Source organism: Mesorhizobium sp. L-8-3 (assembly GCF_016756615.1).
Taxonomy (GTDB): Bacteria; Pseudomonadota; Alphaproteobacteria; order Rhizobiales; family Rhizobiaceae.
This window is the reverse complement of record NZ_AP023262.1, coordinates 932621-947171: the sequence shown is the minus strand read 5'-3', so window position 1 is coordinate 947171 and position 14551 is coordinate 932621. Positions and strand designations below refer to the sequence as shown.

The window sequence follows — 14551 nt, the reverse complement described above, 5'->3', positions numbered from 1 at the left end:
GCGCTACGGGTTGCGGATCTGTCTTGCGACGGCTCCTTCGAATTCCTCCCCGGCGATGCCGATCTCCCCCAGGATCGCGTCGATATGTTCGGCAAAGGCGGGCGGGCGCCGGCGATAGGTCGCCGGCGTGCCTGACAGCCTGACCGGACTTGCCGCGCCGCGAACGCCATCGACCTCGACGATCATTGCGCGCGCGGCCTGTGGGGATCGGCGACGACGGCATCGATGTCGCGCACGGATGCGCAGGGCACACCGGACGTAATCAGCCCTTCGGCGATTTCGCCCGCCTGATGCTTGGCAAGCGCCTGTTCGAGGATGGCGCGCAACGCGTCGCGATTGCGCCGCCGTCTCGTGACCTTCGGGCGGCTCGACCTTGATCACGTCGCCGCCATGGTCGGCGAGGATCTGCCCACGGTAAGGTCCGCCAGGAACGCGACTTGCGTCGATGACACGAATGCCGTCGAGCGCGCCCATCGGCTGTTCAGGCTGCCTCAAGGGTCTGCAACCGGCCCTGGAAGTTGACCAGCGGCTCGCCGGCGCGGCAATCGACGCCGACGATGCTGCCGACGAACATGCTGTGGCTGCCGACGACGTGGCTCGCCATCAGTTCGCACTCGATCGCGCAGAGCGCATCCTCGAGGACGGGAAGGTCGAGCGCCCCGGTGCCCCAGCGCCCCTCGTCGAAGCGTGACGCGCCTTTCGTACCGTCCTGCCCGGCAAAGCGAAGCGCGAGCTCCTTGTGATCGACGTCGAGCAGATTGACCGAGAAGCGGCCGTTCGCGACAATCACGTCATGCGCCTCGGCGCTGCGGTTGACGCAGACGAGCAGGCAGGGCGGTTCGGCCGAGACGGACGTGACTGCGGTGACGGTCATCCCGCGCCGCCCGGAGTCCGCGCCGGTCGCGACGATGGCGACGCCCCCGGCCAGGTTGCGCATGGCCTGCTTGAAATCGTCGACGGCCACGGGGGGCATCTGCGCGACGACCGGCTCGCGCTCGACGATGTGGGCATGAATGGCGCCGTTGGCATCCACCCAGCCCTTGCGTTCGGCATAGGCGACCATGGCGCTGAACCCCTTTTCCCATTCGGGGTGCCCGGCGCGCGGCGCCAGGCCTCTCAGCTGTTCCGGATCGATCCAGGCGTTGCTCTCGCCGTCGAGCCGGGCGATGGGCCTGAGAGCGTCGGCTGCCCGGCACCGGGCATTCGCCTCGACGGTGACGGCGAAGCTGGTGAAATCGTCGTCGCCTGCGAGCAAAAGCCCGCCTTCACCGGTGACACGGATCTCCATGGCCTTTTTCCTCAGGCTGCGTCGCGCGCTTGGGCCGTGTCGGCGCCCAGTTCCTTGCGGATCGCGGGGATGATGCGCTCGCCCCACAGCTCGATCTGCTCCAGCATCGTCTTCTGGTCGAAGTCGCCGAGCTGGGTCTGGATCGCGATGTGGTCCGGCTTGAGGATCGAAATCTCCTCCAGCATCCGGTCGATGACCTGATTGACGCTGCCGACCGGCAGGTTGCTGCGCAGCTCGTCGAAGGTCACGTCGGTCGGGCTCGGCTCCTCCTTGATCAGGTAGCCGTCCTCGCTCTGCGCGCGGCGGAACTTGAGGCTCTCTGAGAGGCGGCGCTGGAAGCGCGCATTGTCGAGATAGGAATCGACCTCGGCGGGATTGTCGCTGGCAAAGGCGCAGCGCAGGAAGCCGAACTTCGTGTCCTCGAGCTTGCGGCCTTCCTTCTCGGCGATGCCTTCGAGGCGGGTGCGCAGGTCGCGGACGCCGTCGAGGCCCTTGAGCAGCGCGGTGACGAAGAGGTTATGGCCTTCGCGCATCGCCTTGCCGAGCGTGTTCGGATTGCCCGACGTCACCCAGATCGGCGGCAGCGGCTCCTGCACGGTGCGCACCGCGATCGAGGTCGGCGGGATCTTCAGATGCTTCCCGTCATAGGAGAAGAGCTTCTCCGTCAGGCCGAGCTGCAGCACGTCCATCATCTCGGCATAGAGCTCGTGGGCGTCTTCGAGGCTGGTGCCGAAGCGCTGGAACTCGAAATCCTGATAGCCCGAGCCGACGCCGAGATCGAGGCGTCCATCCGAAACGGTGTCGGCGAAGCCGACTTCGGCCAGAAGGCGCAGCGGCTGATAGAGCGGCAGGATGCACACGGCCGTACCAAGCCGGATACGGCTGGTACGGCCGGCACAGTGGGCCACGGTCATCAGCGGGGAGGGAGACAGCGAATAGTTGTTGAAGTGATGCTCGGCGTACCAGGCATTGTCGAAGCCGGCGGCTTCCGCGGCGACGGTCTGCTCGACCGAGTTCCTGATCACCTCGCGCGACGACTGATGATAGCCGCGCTGCTGGGCGAGGATGAATACGCCAAATTCCATCGAGCTATCCTCCAAGTTGCTCATCTCGGGGGAAAGGCTAGGATATTGCGGAATTGGCAACAATCGGAGATATCTGAACAAGACTTGTGCAGTCTGTGCAAAGGAGAGCCATGGCGCGGCTTCAGGCAATGCGGCTGTTCGCGGATACGGTGCGGCTCGGCAGCTTCTCGCAGGCTGCGCGCAATGCCGGCCTGACGCCGGGCTCGGTGTCGCGGCGCATCTCCGAGCTCGAACAGGGGCTCGGCGTCCAGCTCTTCAGCCGCACGACGCGGCAGATCGCGCTGACGGAAGCCGGCCGCGTCTATTTCCAGCATATCGAGAAGGTGCTCGACAGCATCCTCGAAGCCGAAAGCGCGGCCGCGGCGCTGCAGGAGACGCCGCGCGGCACGCTGCGCATCCATTCGCGTACCTTGTTCGGCCTGCTTGTCCTCTCGCGTCTCATCCCCGCCTTTCGCGAGCGTTATCCCGACATCAAGGTCGAGCTGCGCCTGTCCGAGCGCCCGATTCAGTTGCGCGAGGAGGATTGCGACATCGATTTCCGCATCGCGCCGCCGCGCGATGCGGGGCTGATGCAGCGCAAGCTCTTTTCGAGCCAGCGCGTCCTTCTCGCTTCGCCGTCCTATCTCGGCCGCCACGCCGCGATCGAGACGCCGTCCGATCTGGCCCATCACGCCTGCCTCAGCTATCTGATCGGGCATGACGAGCCGGTCTGGCGCTTCCTCAGGGATGGAAAGCTGGAGGAAATGCCGGTGCCGTCGAGCTTCTCGGTCAACAACGGCATGATCCTGCGCGACCTTGCCCTTTCCGGTCACGGCATCGCGCTTCTCGACGACTATACGGTGACGGAGGAGCTGGAGCGCGGCGCGCTGGTGCGCGTGCTCGAGCGCTATCGCGTGACCAACACGACCTTCGACGAAGGCATGTACGCGACCTATCTGGAGGTCGCGCATGTCGCCGAAAAGATCAGGGTCTTCCTCGATTTCCTTGTCGCGGAACTGAAGCCGATGATCGCGCGGCGCAACGCCGTGCTGTCGGCATGATCAGGGCAGGGTGACGCGGTGCCCGGCGAGGCCTGCAACCCCGAGGCCCTCGATCGCATAGAGCCCGCCGGCGCTTTCGTCCCCGTCGAGGAGCCGGCCGCTGTCGCTGAGCGACGTCAGATAGAGCGTATCCAGCTTCGGGTCGCCGAAGGCGAGGCTGGTCGGGTGCTTCGGCGGCACGTCGATGAGGCGGTCGAGCGTGCCGTCCGGTGCAAAACGCGCGATGGCGGCGCGATGGACGAGCGCGCTCCAGAGAAATCCTTCGCTGTCGATCGTCGCGCCGTCCGGGGCCGAGCCCACATCGGCGAGATCGATGAAGGGCGCGCGGTCCGAGAGATTGCCGCCATCGTCGCGGCAATAGCGCCAGATGATCCGCGCGGCGCTGTCGGCCAGATAGAAGAAGCGGCCGTCCGGCGAAAAGCATGGACCGTTCGCAACGCCGATCCCGGCATCTAGCTCTGTGACCGTTCCGTCGCCGGTCACGCGGTAGAGGCCGCCAAGGGGCGGGTCGCCCCCGGCGCGTCCGACATGCATCGTGCCGCAGACGAAACCGCCCGCCGCATCCGCGATCCCGTCATTGATGCGAACGTCGGGATGGTCGATCCCGAGCGGCGCCAGCGCATGCATCGACCGGTCCGTGAAGTCGTAGACGGCAAAGCCGTCCTTCAGCGCCAGGATCGCGCGTCCGTCGTCCGAAAGCGCGAACGACCCGAGCGGCGCAGGCACCTCGAAGTCGTCGCGGCTTCCGCTCGTCACGCACAGCCGGCGCACGATGCCGGCGCGGCAGTCCGCCCAGTAGAGATGTCCGCAGGCGCCGTTCCAGACGGGGCATTCGCCCAGCCTGTCGCGCGTGTTGCCGATGCGCCTGATCGCGATCTTCCTCACGCCCAATCGCCGTCCTGCAAATGCCTTGACCGGTCGGTCAGCGAAACATAGGGTCGATCCATGTCGCCGCGACGCGCGATGGCAGGAGCGGGAGCATGAAAGAGAAAAGATGAAGACTGTGGCCGCGGAAATCGAGCCCAAAGAACGCGTTGCGCAGATATTGGAGGCGTCCGCACGAATATTTGCCAGCAAAGGTTACGATGGAACGTCAATGCGCGATATTTCCGAATCGTGCGGAATATCGAAGTCGCTTCTCTATCATCATTTTCAGAGCAAGGACGAGCTCTACACGCGCGTCGCGCAGACGGCGACGCAGGAACTCTACAGTTTCGTCGAGGGTCGCGTCGCCGGCGAAACCGACCCGATCGCGAAGATCCGGGCGTTCATGATAGCGACGGCGGAATATTTCCATCGCTACCGCTGGGCATGGATCGCGTCGACCAATGCGTTCTGGAGCGATCCGAAGCGTCATCGGCAGAAGGAGCGCATGATGCGGCGAAAGCGCTATGAAGAGCATCTGCGCGCGCTGATCCGCGAGGCGATCGAAGCGGGGAAAATCCGCAATGTCGACGAGGCGATGGCGGGACGCCTGATCCTGTCGTCGCTGAACTGGATGCATCGCTGGTACGATCCCTCCAAGCCCGCCACGCCGCAGGAAATCGCCGACATGTTCTTCGACTTCATCCTGCACGGGCTCGAGAAAAGAGCCTGAGGACCACAGCGGGATCGGCTGGCCGCATGGACCGCCCGATCCCGTTCTGGGCGGCTATTTCAGCGCGAGGTTCTCGGAGGCGACGATCTCGCCCCACAGCGCCGCGTCGTCCTGCAATTGCTTGTCCAGCACTGCCGGTCCGCCTTCGCGGGGGCGCAGGCCCTGCGCCTCGAGGCGTTCGCGTATCGTCTTGTCCGCCAGCGCCTTGTTCGCGGAGGCATTGACCATCTCGATCATCTCCGGCGGCGTGCCCTTGGGCGCGTGAAGCGCGGTCCAGAACGACGCTGTCAGCTTCGGATAGCCGAGTTCCTTCAGGGTCGGCGTGTCCTTGAATTGCGGCAGCCGCTCGTCTGTCGTCAGGGCCAGCATCCGCAACTGGCCGGCACGGATGTGTTCGAGTACGGCGATCGGCGTTGCAAAGCTCAGTTCGGCTTGCATGCCGAGCAGGTCCACGATCGATGCCGGATTGTTGCGATAGGCGACGTCGACGACCGGAATGTCGAACTCCTTGCCGAGGATCAGCCCGAAGAGGTGCGTCACGCTGCCGGGGCCGAGCGTTCCGTAGCGCATCGGCCGTTTCTGCTCCTTCGCCCAGGCGATGAATTCGGCGACGGTTTTGGCGGGCACCTGCGCGTTGATGGTCAGCGACAGCGGCCCGTCGAACAGCATGCCGACGGATTCGAAATCCGCGAGCGCATAGGGCAGGTCCTTGCGCAGGAGCACGTTGAGCGAGATCGGACCGGTGCCTCCCGCCAGAAGCGTCAGCCCGTCGGGTTTGGCGCGGGCCACGTACTGGGCGCCGACGATGCCGTTGCCGCCGGGCTTGTTCTCGACCAGCACCGGCCGCCCGAGATCCTGCGACATGTACTCGGCGACCATGCGCACGATACCGTCGACAGATCCGCCGCCGCCATAAGGCACCACGATCGTGATCGGTTGGTCGGACTGGGCCTGCGCCGTGCCGGACATCGTCGGCAATGTGCAAAGTGCGGCGGCGGCCATCAAGCCCAGGGCGCCGCGTCGGTTGAAGGCCTTCATGCAAACTCCTCCCTTGCGTTGTGCAGATGACAATAAATTGACGAAGACTGACCGATCAGTCAATAGCGTCCGCACATCGGCGCTCCGCGCAAGGGCTGTGGAGTGCGAACGGTGCGTCCGAATACCGATCGATCGGTCAGCAGTTACCGTCGGGACGATGGGGGAACGATGAACGCTTCACGGCCCGGCCCTAAGAGGCGCGCGTGACGGCATCGGCCGCGCGACGGCCCGGATGCTGCCTGCCGCGATCGACGGTGGCCTGCGTCGGGGAGGTGACGGCTTCAACTGAAAGGCGGCGCCTCGAAACAGTCATGCTGACCAATCGGTCAATTCGTAGTTTTTGCGATCGGTGTGTTGAATCCTTGGTTCGCAAATGATAGCAACGTCACGCTGACCGATCGGTCAGTATCGATGGAGGAGAATCAGGAGGAGGCCATGAGTGCGGGGCCGCTAAGGCTTGAAGTCGCCGATCACATAGCGCTGGTGACGCTCGACCGTCCGCCGGTCAATGCGCTCGACCGCGCCGCGCGCGCCGCGCTCGTCGAGACTTTCGATGCGCTGTCCGAGCGCGACGATGTCCGCGCCGTCGTCCTGACCGGCGCGGGCAACACGTTCTGCGCGGGCGCCGACCTCAAGGACCGTCCCGACCCGGACAAGATGGGCGACTTCCTCAGCCACAATCGCATCACGCGCGAGACCGGCAATTCGATCAGGGAATGCTCCAAACCCGTCATCGCCGCCGTCAACGGTCCGGCGCTCGGCGCCGGCTTCGGCCTGATGGCGGCGTGCGACATCTTCATCGCTTCCGAGAACGCGACCTTCGGCATGCCCGAGATCAATGTCGGGCTGGCCGGGGGCATCTCGATGCTGCGCACCATTTTCGGCCGGTCGAACACGCGCCGCATGTTCTTCACCGGAATGCGCGTCAGCGCCCAGGAACTCTACGACCGCCGGATCATCGAAGCGGTGACCTCGCGCGAGGAGTTGCTGCCGATGGCGATGGAAATCGCCGCCGAAATCGCCTCCAAGAGCCCGATCGCGATCGCCTACGCCAAGCAGGCGGCCAACATGGTCGATCTCATGCCGCAGCGCGACGCCTACCGTTTCGAGCAGAATTTCACCATGGCGTTGTCGAAGACCGAGGACGCGCGCGAGGCGCGCATGGCCTTCATCGAAAAGCGCAAGCCGGTCTTCAAGGGGCGCTGAGATGCGTTTGGGTGAAGGGCTGGACGCCGTTTTCGAGCCGCGGTCGATCGCCATCGTCGGCGCTTCGCAGGACCCGACCAAGATCGGCGGCCGACCGGTCCAGCTTCTGCGGAAGCACGGCTATGCCGGGCCGATCTTTCCGGTGAATCCGCGCGCCGCCGAGGTGCAGGGCCTTCCCGCCTTCGCCTCGGTCGCGGACCTGCCGCAGGCCGCGGACCTCGCCGTCATCGCGGTGCCGGCCGAGGCCGCGCCCCAGGCGGTTCAGGATTGCGCGAACAGGGGCGTGCGCGCGGCCGTCGTGCTGTCGTCCGGCTTTTCCGAACTCGGGCAGAAGGGCGCGGACCTCCAGCGCCGGCTCGGCGACATCGCCGCCCGCACCGGCATCCGCCTCGTCGGCCCGAACTGCCTCGGCACGGTTGGCGTGGCGGACCGGGCGATTGCCACATTCTCGATCGTGCTCGAAAGCGAAATGCCGTCCCCCGGCCCGCTGGCGATCGTCTCGCAAAGCGGCAATCTCGGCAGCTTCACCATGCGCCTTGCCATGGAGCGCGGCATCGGCGTCAGCCGGTTCATGACGACAGGCAACGAATGCGACCTCGACATCGCCGACGGCCTCGCCTGGCTCGCCGGCGATCCGGCGACGCGCGTCATCCTGTGCTGCATGGAGACGTGCCGCGATTCCGCAAAGCTCGTCGCCGCCCTCGACGCCGCGCGCAAGGCGGGCAAGCCCGTCGTCGTCCTGAAGATCGGCTCCTCCGATGTCGGCCAGGCGGCCGCCGCCTCGCATACCGGCGCGCTGGCGGGCTCCGACGCCGTGTTCGATGCGGTCTTCGAGCGCCATGGCGCGATCCGCGTGCGCAGCATCGAGCAGTTGATGAATGTCGGCCACGCCGCGACGGTGCTCCTGCCCGGCGGCCTGCCGAAGGGCAAGCGCGTTGCGCTGATCACCGCGTCCGGCGGCTTCGGCGTCATGATGGCGGATGCCGCGAGCGCCGCGGGCCTTGCGGTTCCCCGGCTTTCCGAGGCGGCGCAACAGAGCGTCCTGTCGGTCGTGCCCTACGCATCGGCGCGCAATCCGGTCGACACGACCGCACAGGTGTCGAGCCGCCCGGAGATCATGGAAGAGGTTCTGCGGGCTGTCCTCGCCGACGAGACCTGCGATGCCGCCATGCTGCTGCTGTCGTCCTCGCTGCATCTTCCGCGCCTGCGCACGGTCTATATGGAAGCGCTGCGCAGGCTTCGCGCCGCGCTGCCCGACCGGCTCCTGATGCTGGTGGTCAAGGGGCCGGCGGACGCCGTCGAGGAACTCAACGCCATGGGCTACCCGACCGTCGACGGCATCGACGCGGCCTGCGCGACGCTCGCCTCGCTGGCGGCCATGGGGCAGGCGTCGACCGCTCCCTTGCCGTCCGAACCGGACCCGATCGACCTCCCGCAATTGCGCCCCGAGGCGTTGGCGCATGAGCACGGCGCGAAGGCCGCGCTCGCCGAGGCCGGTCTCCCGGTGCTGCGCGAGCACATGGTCGCCGATGTCGACGCGGCGGTCGCGGCCGCCAATGACGTCGGCTACCCGGTCGTCATCAAGATCGTCTCGCCCGACCTGCCGCACAAGACCGAAGTCGGCGGCGTCGTCGTCGGCATCGCCGGCGAGCCGGAAATGCGCGAAGCCTATGCTTCGATGATGGCGTCCGTCCGCGCCAGGGCGCCCGGTGCGCGCCTTGAAGGCGTGCTCGTCGCGCCGATGGTCTCGGGCGGGGTTGAACTCATCCTCGGTACGAAGAACGACCCGATCTTCGGTCCCGTTGTCGTGGCCGGCATGGGCGGCATCTATGCCGAGATCATGCAGGACGTGGCGCTCAGGACCGCGCCCGTCGACCGCGCGACCGCGCTTGAAATGCTTCGTTCGCTGCGCGTCTACAAGATGCTCGACGGCGCGCGGGGCCGTCCGAAGGCCGATATCGCGGCCGCCGCCGACGCTATCGTCGCCCTGTCGCGCTTTGCCGGCCACCACCGCGACGTCATTGGCGAGATCGACGTCAATCCGCTCGTCGTGTTGCCCGAAGCCCAGGGGGCCGTCGCGCTGGATGCGCTGATCGTCGGCGTGACTTCGCACGGAAAGGAAACCACATGAACGCGCTTGCCGGCCTTGCCGTGCCGCCACTCTCCCCCTCTTCCCGGGAGGACGACTGCTGTCCTCCCCGGGAGGACGACTACCGTCATTCGATCCGTTCGTGGCTCAAGGCCAACTTGCCGGCGCATTTCCGCAACGATTCCACCGCCTATCGCGCGCCGACGCTCAAGGAGCAGCAGGCGTTCGAGGCGGCAATGCACAAGGCCGGCCTTGCCGGTGTGGCATGGCCCAGGGCCTATGGCGGGCAGGGGCTGACGCTTCGCGAGCATCTGGTGGTCAGCCAGGAAATCGGCGCCGTCGCCATGCCCGAAAGCGTGAACTCGATCGGCAAGGAGCTGGCGGGGCCGATCATCCAGGCGGTCGCGACGGAGGAGCAGAAGCTGCGCTTCCTGCCCGCGATCCTGGAAATGCGCGACACGTGGTGCCAGGGGTTTTCGGAGCCGGGGGCCGGTTCCGACCTCGCGGGCCTGCGCACCAGGGCCGTGCGCGAAGGCGACGAATGGGTCATCAACGGCCAGAAGATTTGGACGAGCGGCGCCTATCGCTCGCAGCGCTGCCTGCTTCTGGCGCGCACCGGCACGGTAGAGGATCGCCATCGCGGCCTCGCGCTGTTTGCGGTCGACATGAAGTCGCCGGGCATCCGGGTGAACAGGATCAGATCGATCGACGACAAGGAGAGCTTCTGCGAGGTTTTCTTCGATGACGTGCGCGTGCCGCAGGTCGATGCGCTCGGCGTGCCGGACGAGGGCTGGGCGGCTGCCGTCCGTGTCCTCTCGATCGAGCGCGCGACCAACCGCATGCACCGTTCCTGGCGCTTCGAGAACGAGCTCAACCATCTGATCGCCGTCTGTCGCGCCGATCCGGTGCTGTCGGACCTTCTGGCCGGGAGCCATTACCGCCGACGGATCGCCGCGACCGTCGCCGACATCGAAGTCCTCAAGGCCTATGTCGAAAGCGTCGTCGCCGCGATCTGCCGTGGCGAGCCGATCGGCGCGCGCGGCTCGCTCTACAAGCTCTACTGGAGCGAGGCGCATCAGCGCTTCTCCGTCCTCGCCCGCGAACTCCTGGTGCAGGCGTCCGTCGATGCGGGACCGGCCGTCGAGAACGCGATCACGCGCTTCAACGGCGTCTATCTCGCTGGCCGGGCCGAGACGATCTACGCCGGAACGACCGAAATCCAGCTCGGCATCATCGCCGACCGCATTCTCGAACTGCCCCGGGTGAAATGACCATGGCCCTTCAATTCAACGGAATGACGCCTGCGGATTTCGAGGATACCGCGCGCCGCGCGGTGGCGGCCTGCGAGGGCAAGTCGCTTGCCAGGCAGGCGGCGCTTCTCGCGGCCGATGGGCTCCTCTCCATCTGCGTGCCGGAGGCGGCCGGCGGCATGGGACTTCCAATCGGCTTCGCGCTTCCGGTCGCTGAGGCCGGCGGCCGCGCGCTTTTGCGCTTCCCCATGATCGAGACGCTGCTCGTCGCCAGCAGCCTCGCCGAAGCCCTTGAGCCGGCGGCACGCGTAGCTGCGGGCGGGGCGGTCGCCACCGTCGCGTGGAAAGGCCGCGTCGCGCGGTCGCCGGCCGGGGACCGTATCTCCTTGTCAGGCAGCGTCGGCAGCGCGCCCTTTGCCGACGGAGCCGACTTCGCTCTTCTGAGGACAGACGACGGATGCGGCGTCCTTGTCGATCTTCGCGTCGCCGGCGCCAGCGTGAGGGCCCACCGGAATTCGCTCGACGTCGTCCATCCCGAATTCACGATCGTGCTGGACAAGGTCGAAATCGGGCAGGCCGATCTGGTGTCTGCTGAAACGATGGACCGCATCGAGCGCGACGCGCTCCTGCTGCAGGCGGCCGCTACCGTCGGCTCGGCGGAGTTCTGCCTCGCCGCGGCCACGCGGCATGCGACCGACCGCAAGCAGTTCGGCAAGGTGCTGATCGGTAACCAGGCGATCCGCCACGGTCTTGCCCGCCAGAAGCTCGCGCTGGAAAGCGCCCGGGTCGCGCTTGGCCATGCCGCTGCCGGACAGGGTTCGCCGCATGCCGCCCGCATCGCGTTCCTGGCCGCCGTGACGGGCGGCGTCGCGGTCGCCGAGGGCGCGATCCAGGTCCATGGGGGAATGGGCTTCACCTGGGAGGTGCCGCTGCATTTTTACCTGCGCCATATCCGCAGCCTTGAAGCGCAGGGCGATGCGGCCGGAAATCTCGATCGGCTGGCCGAGGCTTACGTTGCAGGCATCGCGCCGGCTCTCGAAGCTGCCTGAGGAGGAGACAAGATGACCCGCTCGCTGCAAGGAAAGGTCGCGCTCGTCACCGGCGCCGGTCACGGGATCGGCCGCGCGAGCGCCAGACTGATGGCCGCGCGCGGCGCGATCGTCGCGATCAACGACCTCAAGGAAGAATTCGTCGCCGACTGCGTCGCGGATATCAAGGGGCTCGGCGGGCGCGCCGTCCCGGTCGCCGTCAATGTCGCGACGCGCGAGGGCATGCGCGAGGCCGTCGCCCGCACGCGCGAGACCGGCGGACGTTTCGACATCCTCGTCAACAATGCCGCATGGGTCCGGTATCAGGCCGTCGCCGACATCGCGCCGGAGACGGTCGACCGGATGCTAGACATCGGCTTCAAGAGCGTGATCTGGGGCATCCAGGCGGCTGTCGAGGCGATGGACGGCAAGGGCGGCTCGATCGTCAACGTCGCCTCCACGGCCGGTCTGCGCTCGGCGGCAAATTCCGTCGTCTACAGCGGCATCAAGTCCGGCGTAATGGGCATCACGCGGGCCGCCGCCGCCGAACTCGGCGCGCAGCGCATCCGGGTCAACGCCGTCGCCCCCTCGGCCATCCCGACCGAAGGCACCGCCAGGCATCGCTCGGCCGAGCGCGACGCAAAGCGCATCGCCGCGACGCCGCTCGGCCGGCTCGGCACGGTCGACGACATCGCGCGCGCCATCTGCTACCTCGCCAGCGACGAAAGCGATTTCATCACCGGCCAGACGCTCGCCGTCGATGGCGGCGTGACCTTCTCCAACCTTTGAGGGCCGTGATGTCGCGGGCGCGGATGTCGGGCAAGGCGGTCATCGTGACGGGCGCTGCGGCGGGCATCGGCCGGGCGACCGCCCGTCTCCTGGCGGCATGCGGCGCGCATGTCGTGCTTGCCGATCTCGACGGGGATCGCGCGGCCGAGGCGGCGGCGGAACTCGGCCCCCGCCATATCGCCGTCGCCGTCGACGTCGCCAGCAAAAGCAGCCTCGCGGCGATGTTCGCCGCCTGCCGCGAAGCGTTCGGCCGCATCGACGTGCTCGTCAACAATGCCGGGCGGACGGACCAGCGCGGACTGCCGCTGCTCGACCACGACCGGTCATCTTTCGAGGCCGTTTTGTCGGTCAATCTCTCCGGCGCGGCCATGGCGGGGCGGATGGCGCTCGCGCACATGGCAGGTGAGGAGGGCGCAGGCGAGGGGGGCGCCATCGTGAACGTCGCGTCCGGCGCGGCCTTTCGCGCCCTGCCTCTGCGCGGCAGCTACAGCACGTCGAAGGCCGGCGTCCTCGGCCTGACGCGTGCCCTGGCCGACGAGGCGCGGGCGCATGGTGTCAGGGTCAATGCCGTCGCGCCGGGCTTCGTCCACACCGATCTCGTCGGTGCCCTCATTGCGGCCGGACGGCTCGACCCGGCCGAAGCGGCTGCCAAAATCCCGCTCGGACGCATCGGCCGGCCGGAGGAAATCGCCGAGGTCATCGCTTTCCTCGCCGGGCCGGCTGCGTCACGTGTCAGCGGCGCAATCCTTGCCGCCGACGGCGGATCGCAGGCCTTCGGCGGCAGTCGTCCTCCGGCAGCCGTCGAGGTTGCGGCGGTCGCGCCGGCCGAGGCGGCGACGACGATCGTCATCGGCGACGGCTTCGGCGAGACCTGCGCCGGCACGTTCTGGAATGACGATGCGCGTGTCGTCTGGCTTCCCTCCGACGTCGCCACCGACGGCCTCGTCTTGCGATCGGCTCTCGACGAACAGCTTCGCAGGCATGGCGGGATTGCCGCCATCGTCGATGCGTCCGGTGCGCCTGCCGGCGAGGCAGGCCTGCTGCCGGCGCTGACGAGGCGTTTCGAGGTCGCGCGCGCGGCGGGACATGTGCTTTGCGGGCAGCGCTACGGTGCGTTCGTGTCCTTCATCGACGGTGCGACCCTGGCGGGCGCCGCCGAGGCGGCCGCCTATCGCGATGCGGCGGGCATGCTCGTCAAGACGCTCGCCTGCGAATGGGCGGCGAAGGGCGTGCGCGCCAATGCCGTCGCCGGCGCGCCGGGCGAGGGGGCATGCCAGACGCTGCATTTCCTCGCCGGCCCGCAGGCCTCCTATTGCACTGGCAGCGTCGTCGAAGTCGGAGGTGAGGTCGATGTCCGATGATGATGGCCTGACACCCGACCAGTTGCGCCGCAAGGAGGCCTTCATCGCCGCGCGCGGCTACTGGCGGCCATGGACGCATGATCTTCTCGTCATCGACCCCGCTTTCCTCGAGGCCTATGGCCGCTATGCCGGCTATCCCGCTGCGCATGGTCCGCTTTCGCGCCGGATGGTCGAACTCGTCTATGTCGCGCTCGACTGCTCGGCCGCGCACATGTTCGCGCCGGGCGCCGCCCTCCACATCCGCCTCGCGCTGGAAGCCGGCGCCAGCCGGCGCGACATCTGCGACGTCCTCAAGCTTGCGACCGCGCGGGGGCTCGACGGCTGCCTTGCGGGGATGGACATCCTGTCCGGGGAACTCGGCCGCCGCGGCGCGGCATCGAGTGCCGGGCCGCTGTCGCTGGAACAGGCGGAGCTTCGAGGCCGCTACATCGCGATCCGTGGCGACTGGCCCGGACATTGCGACTATCTGTTGCGCCGCGATGCCGCCTTCTTCGCACTGATGCTCGACATGATGGCGGTCCGCGACGACGGCGAGGGGCTCTCGCCTCGGGATCAGGTGCTCATCCGTATCGCGCTCGCGGCCTGTTTCGTCGCGCTGGACCGGGAAAGCCTGCGCGCCGCGATCCGGCAGGCGCTGGCGCTGGACGCGACGCAAGCCGAGATCGAGCAGGTGCTGCAACTGACCGCCCATATCGCGGTCCATGCCTGCGCGGTCGGTTTCCCGGCCATGCGCGAGGCGTGCGCCGCCTTGGACAGGAAAGCCCGATCGTGTTGACCGAC

15 protein-coding genes and 1 pseudogene are annotated in these 14551 nt (G+C 67.4%); 9 read left to right on the top strand and 7 right to left on the bottom strand.

Translation table 11 applies throughout. The features are described from left to right. Positions 1-3 precede the first annotated feature (3 nt). The 5 genes and pseudogenes from JN302_RS38935 to JN302_RS04380 form a co-directional block, all read right to left on the bottom strand. Positions 4-186: a hypothetical protein gene (locus JN302_RS38935; protein ID WP_244846800.1), complete on the bottom strand. Its 183-nt coding sequence runs from the start codon at positions 184-186 to the stop codon at positions 4-6. Next, positions 183-326, bottom strand: a complete 144-nt coding sequence (locus JN302_RS38930) for a CoA transferase (RefSeq protein WP_244846190.1) — start codon at positions 324-326, stop codon at positions 183-185. The genes JN302_RS38935 and JN302_RS38930 overlap by 4 nt, the downstream gene beginning before the upstream one ends. A 22-nt stretch (positions 327-348) precedes the next feature. Beyond that, positions 349-474, bottom strand: a pseudogene (locus JN302_RS39885) (CoA transferase); the annotation flags it as partial. Positions 475-481: 7 nt separating this feature from the next. After that, positions 482-1288, bottom strand: coding sequence for a flavin reductase family protein (locus tag JN302_RS38920; RefSeq protein WP_244846189.1), 807 nt, complete (start codon positions 1286-1288; stop codon positions 482-484). 11 nt (positions 1289-1299) lie between these two features. Then, the gene (locus JN302_RS04380; protein ID WP_202331998.1) at positions 1300-2373 is read right to left on the bottom strand and encodes an LLM class flavin-dependent oxidoreductase; all 1074 of its coding nucleotides are present in this window, start codon (positions 2371-2373) and stop codon (positions 1300-1302) included. Between the two features lie 110 nt (positions 2374-2483). Here JN302_RS04380 and JN302_RS04375 point away from each other — a divergent pair, with 110 nt between their 5' ends. Next, positions 2484-3413, top strand: coding sequence for a LysR family transcriptional regulator (locus JN302_RS04375; RefSeq protein ID WP_202310275.1), 930 nt, complete (start codon positions 2484-2486; stop codon positions 3411-3413). Here JN302_RS04375 and JN302_RS04370 read toward each other — a convergent pair whose 3' ends face one another. Continuing rightward, a complete protein-coding gene (locus tag JN302_RS04370) occupies positions 3414-4298 on the bottom strand; it encodes an SMP-30/gluconolactonase/LRE family protein (RefSeq protein ID WP_202331996.1) in 885 nt (294 codons plus the stop codon). A gap of 109 nt (positions 4299-4407) precedes the next feature. Between JN302_RS04370 and JN302_RS04365 the strand changes: the two genes are divergently transcribed. Next, entirely contained in the window at positions 4408-5010 is a 603-nt protein-coding gene (locus JN302_RS04365; RefSeq protein ID WP_202310274.1) for a TetR/AcrR family transcriptional regulator, read from the top strand. A gap of 54 nt (positions 5011-5064) precedes the next feature. Here JN302_RS04365 and JN302_RS04360 read toward each other — a convergent pair whose 3' ends face one another. Beyond that, positions 5065-6048, bottom strand: coding sequence for a tripartite tricarboxylate transporter substrate binding protein (locus JN302_RS04360; RefSeq protein ID WP_202331994.1), 984 nt, complete (start codon positions 6046-6048; stop codon positions 5065-5067). A gap of 435 nt (positions 6049-6483) precedes the next feature. Between JN302_RS04360 and JN302_RS04355 the strand changes: the two genes are divergently transcribed. Genes JN302_RS04355 through JN302_RS04325 form a run of 7 tightly spaced genes read left to right on the top strand, consistent with a single transcriptional unit; the run spans position 6484 to position 14546 of the window. After that, complete coding sequence (locus JN302_RS04355; protein WP_202310272.1) at positions 6484-7254, top strand: enoyl-CoA hydratase/isomerase family protein; 771 nt, start codon at positions 6484-6486, stop codon at positions 7252-7254. 1 nt (position 7255) lies between these two features. Next, the gene (locus tag JN302_RS04350; RefSeq protein ID WP_202331992.1) at positions 7256-9385 is read left to right on the top strand and encodes an acetate--CoA ligase family protein; all 2130 of its coding nucleotides are present in this window, start codon (positions 7256-7258) and stop codon (positions 9383-9385) included. After that, entirely contained in the window at positions 9382-10614 is a 1233-nt protein-coding gene (locus tag JN302_RS04345; protein WP_202331990.1) for an acyl-CoA dehydrogenase family protein, read from the top strand. Before JN302_RS04350 ends, JN302_RS04345 begins: the two co-directional genes overlap by 4 nt. A 2-nt stretch (positions 10615-10616) precedes the next feature. Continuing rightward, entirely contained in the window at positions 10617-11642 is a 1026-nt protein-coding gene (locus tag JN302_RS04340; RefSeq protein ID WP_202331988.1) for an acyl-CoA dehydrogenase family protein, read from the top strand. Between the two features lie 12 nt (positions 11643-11654). After that, on the top strand, positions 11655-12410 hold the full coding sequence (locus JN302_RS04335) for an SDR family NAD(P)-dependent oxidoreductase (RefSeq protein WP_202331986.1): 756 nt from the start codon (positions 11655-11657) through the stop codon (positions 12408-12410). An 8-nt stretch (positions 12411-12418) separates the two neighbouring features. After that, on the top strand, positions 12419-13771 hold the full coding sequence (locus JN302_RS04330; RefSeq protein ID WP_210382585.1) for an SDR family NAD(P)-dependent oxidoreductase: 1353 nt from the start codon (positions 12419-12421) through the stop codon (positions 13769-13771). Continuing rightward, positions 13761-14546: a carboxymuconolactone decarboxylase family protein gene (locus tag JN302_RS04325; protein ID WP_202331984.1), complete on the top strand. Its 786-nt coding sequence runs from the start codon at positions 13761-13763 to the stop codon at positions 14544-14546. The genes JN302_RS04330 and JN302_RS04325 overlap by 11 nt, the downstream gene beginning before the upstream one ends. Positions 14547-14551 lie beyond the last annotated feature (5 nt).

What these genes read in the sequence shown, in the direction of transcription:
- JN302_RS04380 (WP_202331998.1), bottom strand. Translation starts at nt 2,373, where the DNA reads ATGGAATTTGGCGTATTCATCCTCGCCCAGCAGCGCGGCTATCATCAG.
- JN302_RS04325 (WP_202331984.1), top strand. Translation starts at nt 13,761, where the DNA reads ATGTCCGATGATGATGGCCTGACACCCGACCAGTTGCGCCGCAAGGAG.
- JN302_RS38920 (WP_244846189.1), bottom strand. Translation starts at nt 1,288, where the DNA reads ATGGAGATCCGTGTCACCGGTGAAGGCGGGCTTTTGCTCGCAGGCGAC.
- JN302_RS04365 (WP_202310274.1), top strand. Translation starts at nt 4,408, where the DNA reads ATGAAGACTGTGGCCGCGGAAATCGAGCCCAAAGAACGCGTTGCGCAG.
- JN302_RS04355 (WP_202310272.1), top strand. Translation starts at nt 6,484, where the DNA reads ATGAGTGCGGGGCCGCTAAGGCTTGAAGTCGCCGATCACATAGCGCTG.
- JN302_RS04330 (WP_210382585.1), top strand. Translation starts at nt 12,419, where the DNA reads ATGTCGCGGGCGCGGATGTCGGGCAAGGCGGTCATCGTGACGGGCGCT.
- JN302_RS04375 (WP_202310275.1), top strand. Translation starts at nt 2,484, where the DNA reads ATGGCGCGGCTTCAGGCAATGCGGCTGTTCGCGGATACGGTGCGGCTC.
- JN302_RS04360 (WP_202331994.1), bottom strand. Translation starts at nt 6,048, where the DNA reads ATGAAGGCCTTCAACCGACGCGGCGCCCTGGGCTTGATGGCCGCCGCC.
- JN302_RS04345 (WP_202331990.1), top strand. Translation starts at nt 9,382, where the DNA reads ATGAACGCGCTTGCCGGCCTTGCCGTGCCGCCACTCTCCCCCTCTTCC.
- JN302_RS04350 (WP_202331992.1), top strand. Translation starts at nt 7,256, where the DNA reads ATGCGTTTGGGTGAAGGGCTGGACGCCGTTTTCGAGCCGCGGTCGATC.
- JN302_RS04340 (WP_202331988.1), top strand. Translation starts at nt 10,617, where the DNA reads ATGGCCCTTCAATTCAACGGAATGACGCCTGCGGATTTCGAGGATACC.
- JN302_RS38935 (WP_244846800.1), bottom strand. Translation starts at nt 186, where the DNA reads ATGATCGTCGAGGTCGATGGCGTTCGCGGCGCGGCAAGTCCGGTCAGG.
- JN302_RS04335 (WP_202331986.1), top strand. Translation starts at nt 11,655, where the DNA reads ATGACCCGCTCGCTGCAAGGAAAGGTCGCGCTCGTCACCGGCGCCGGT.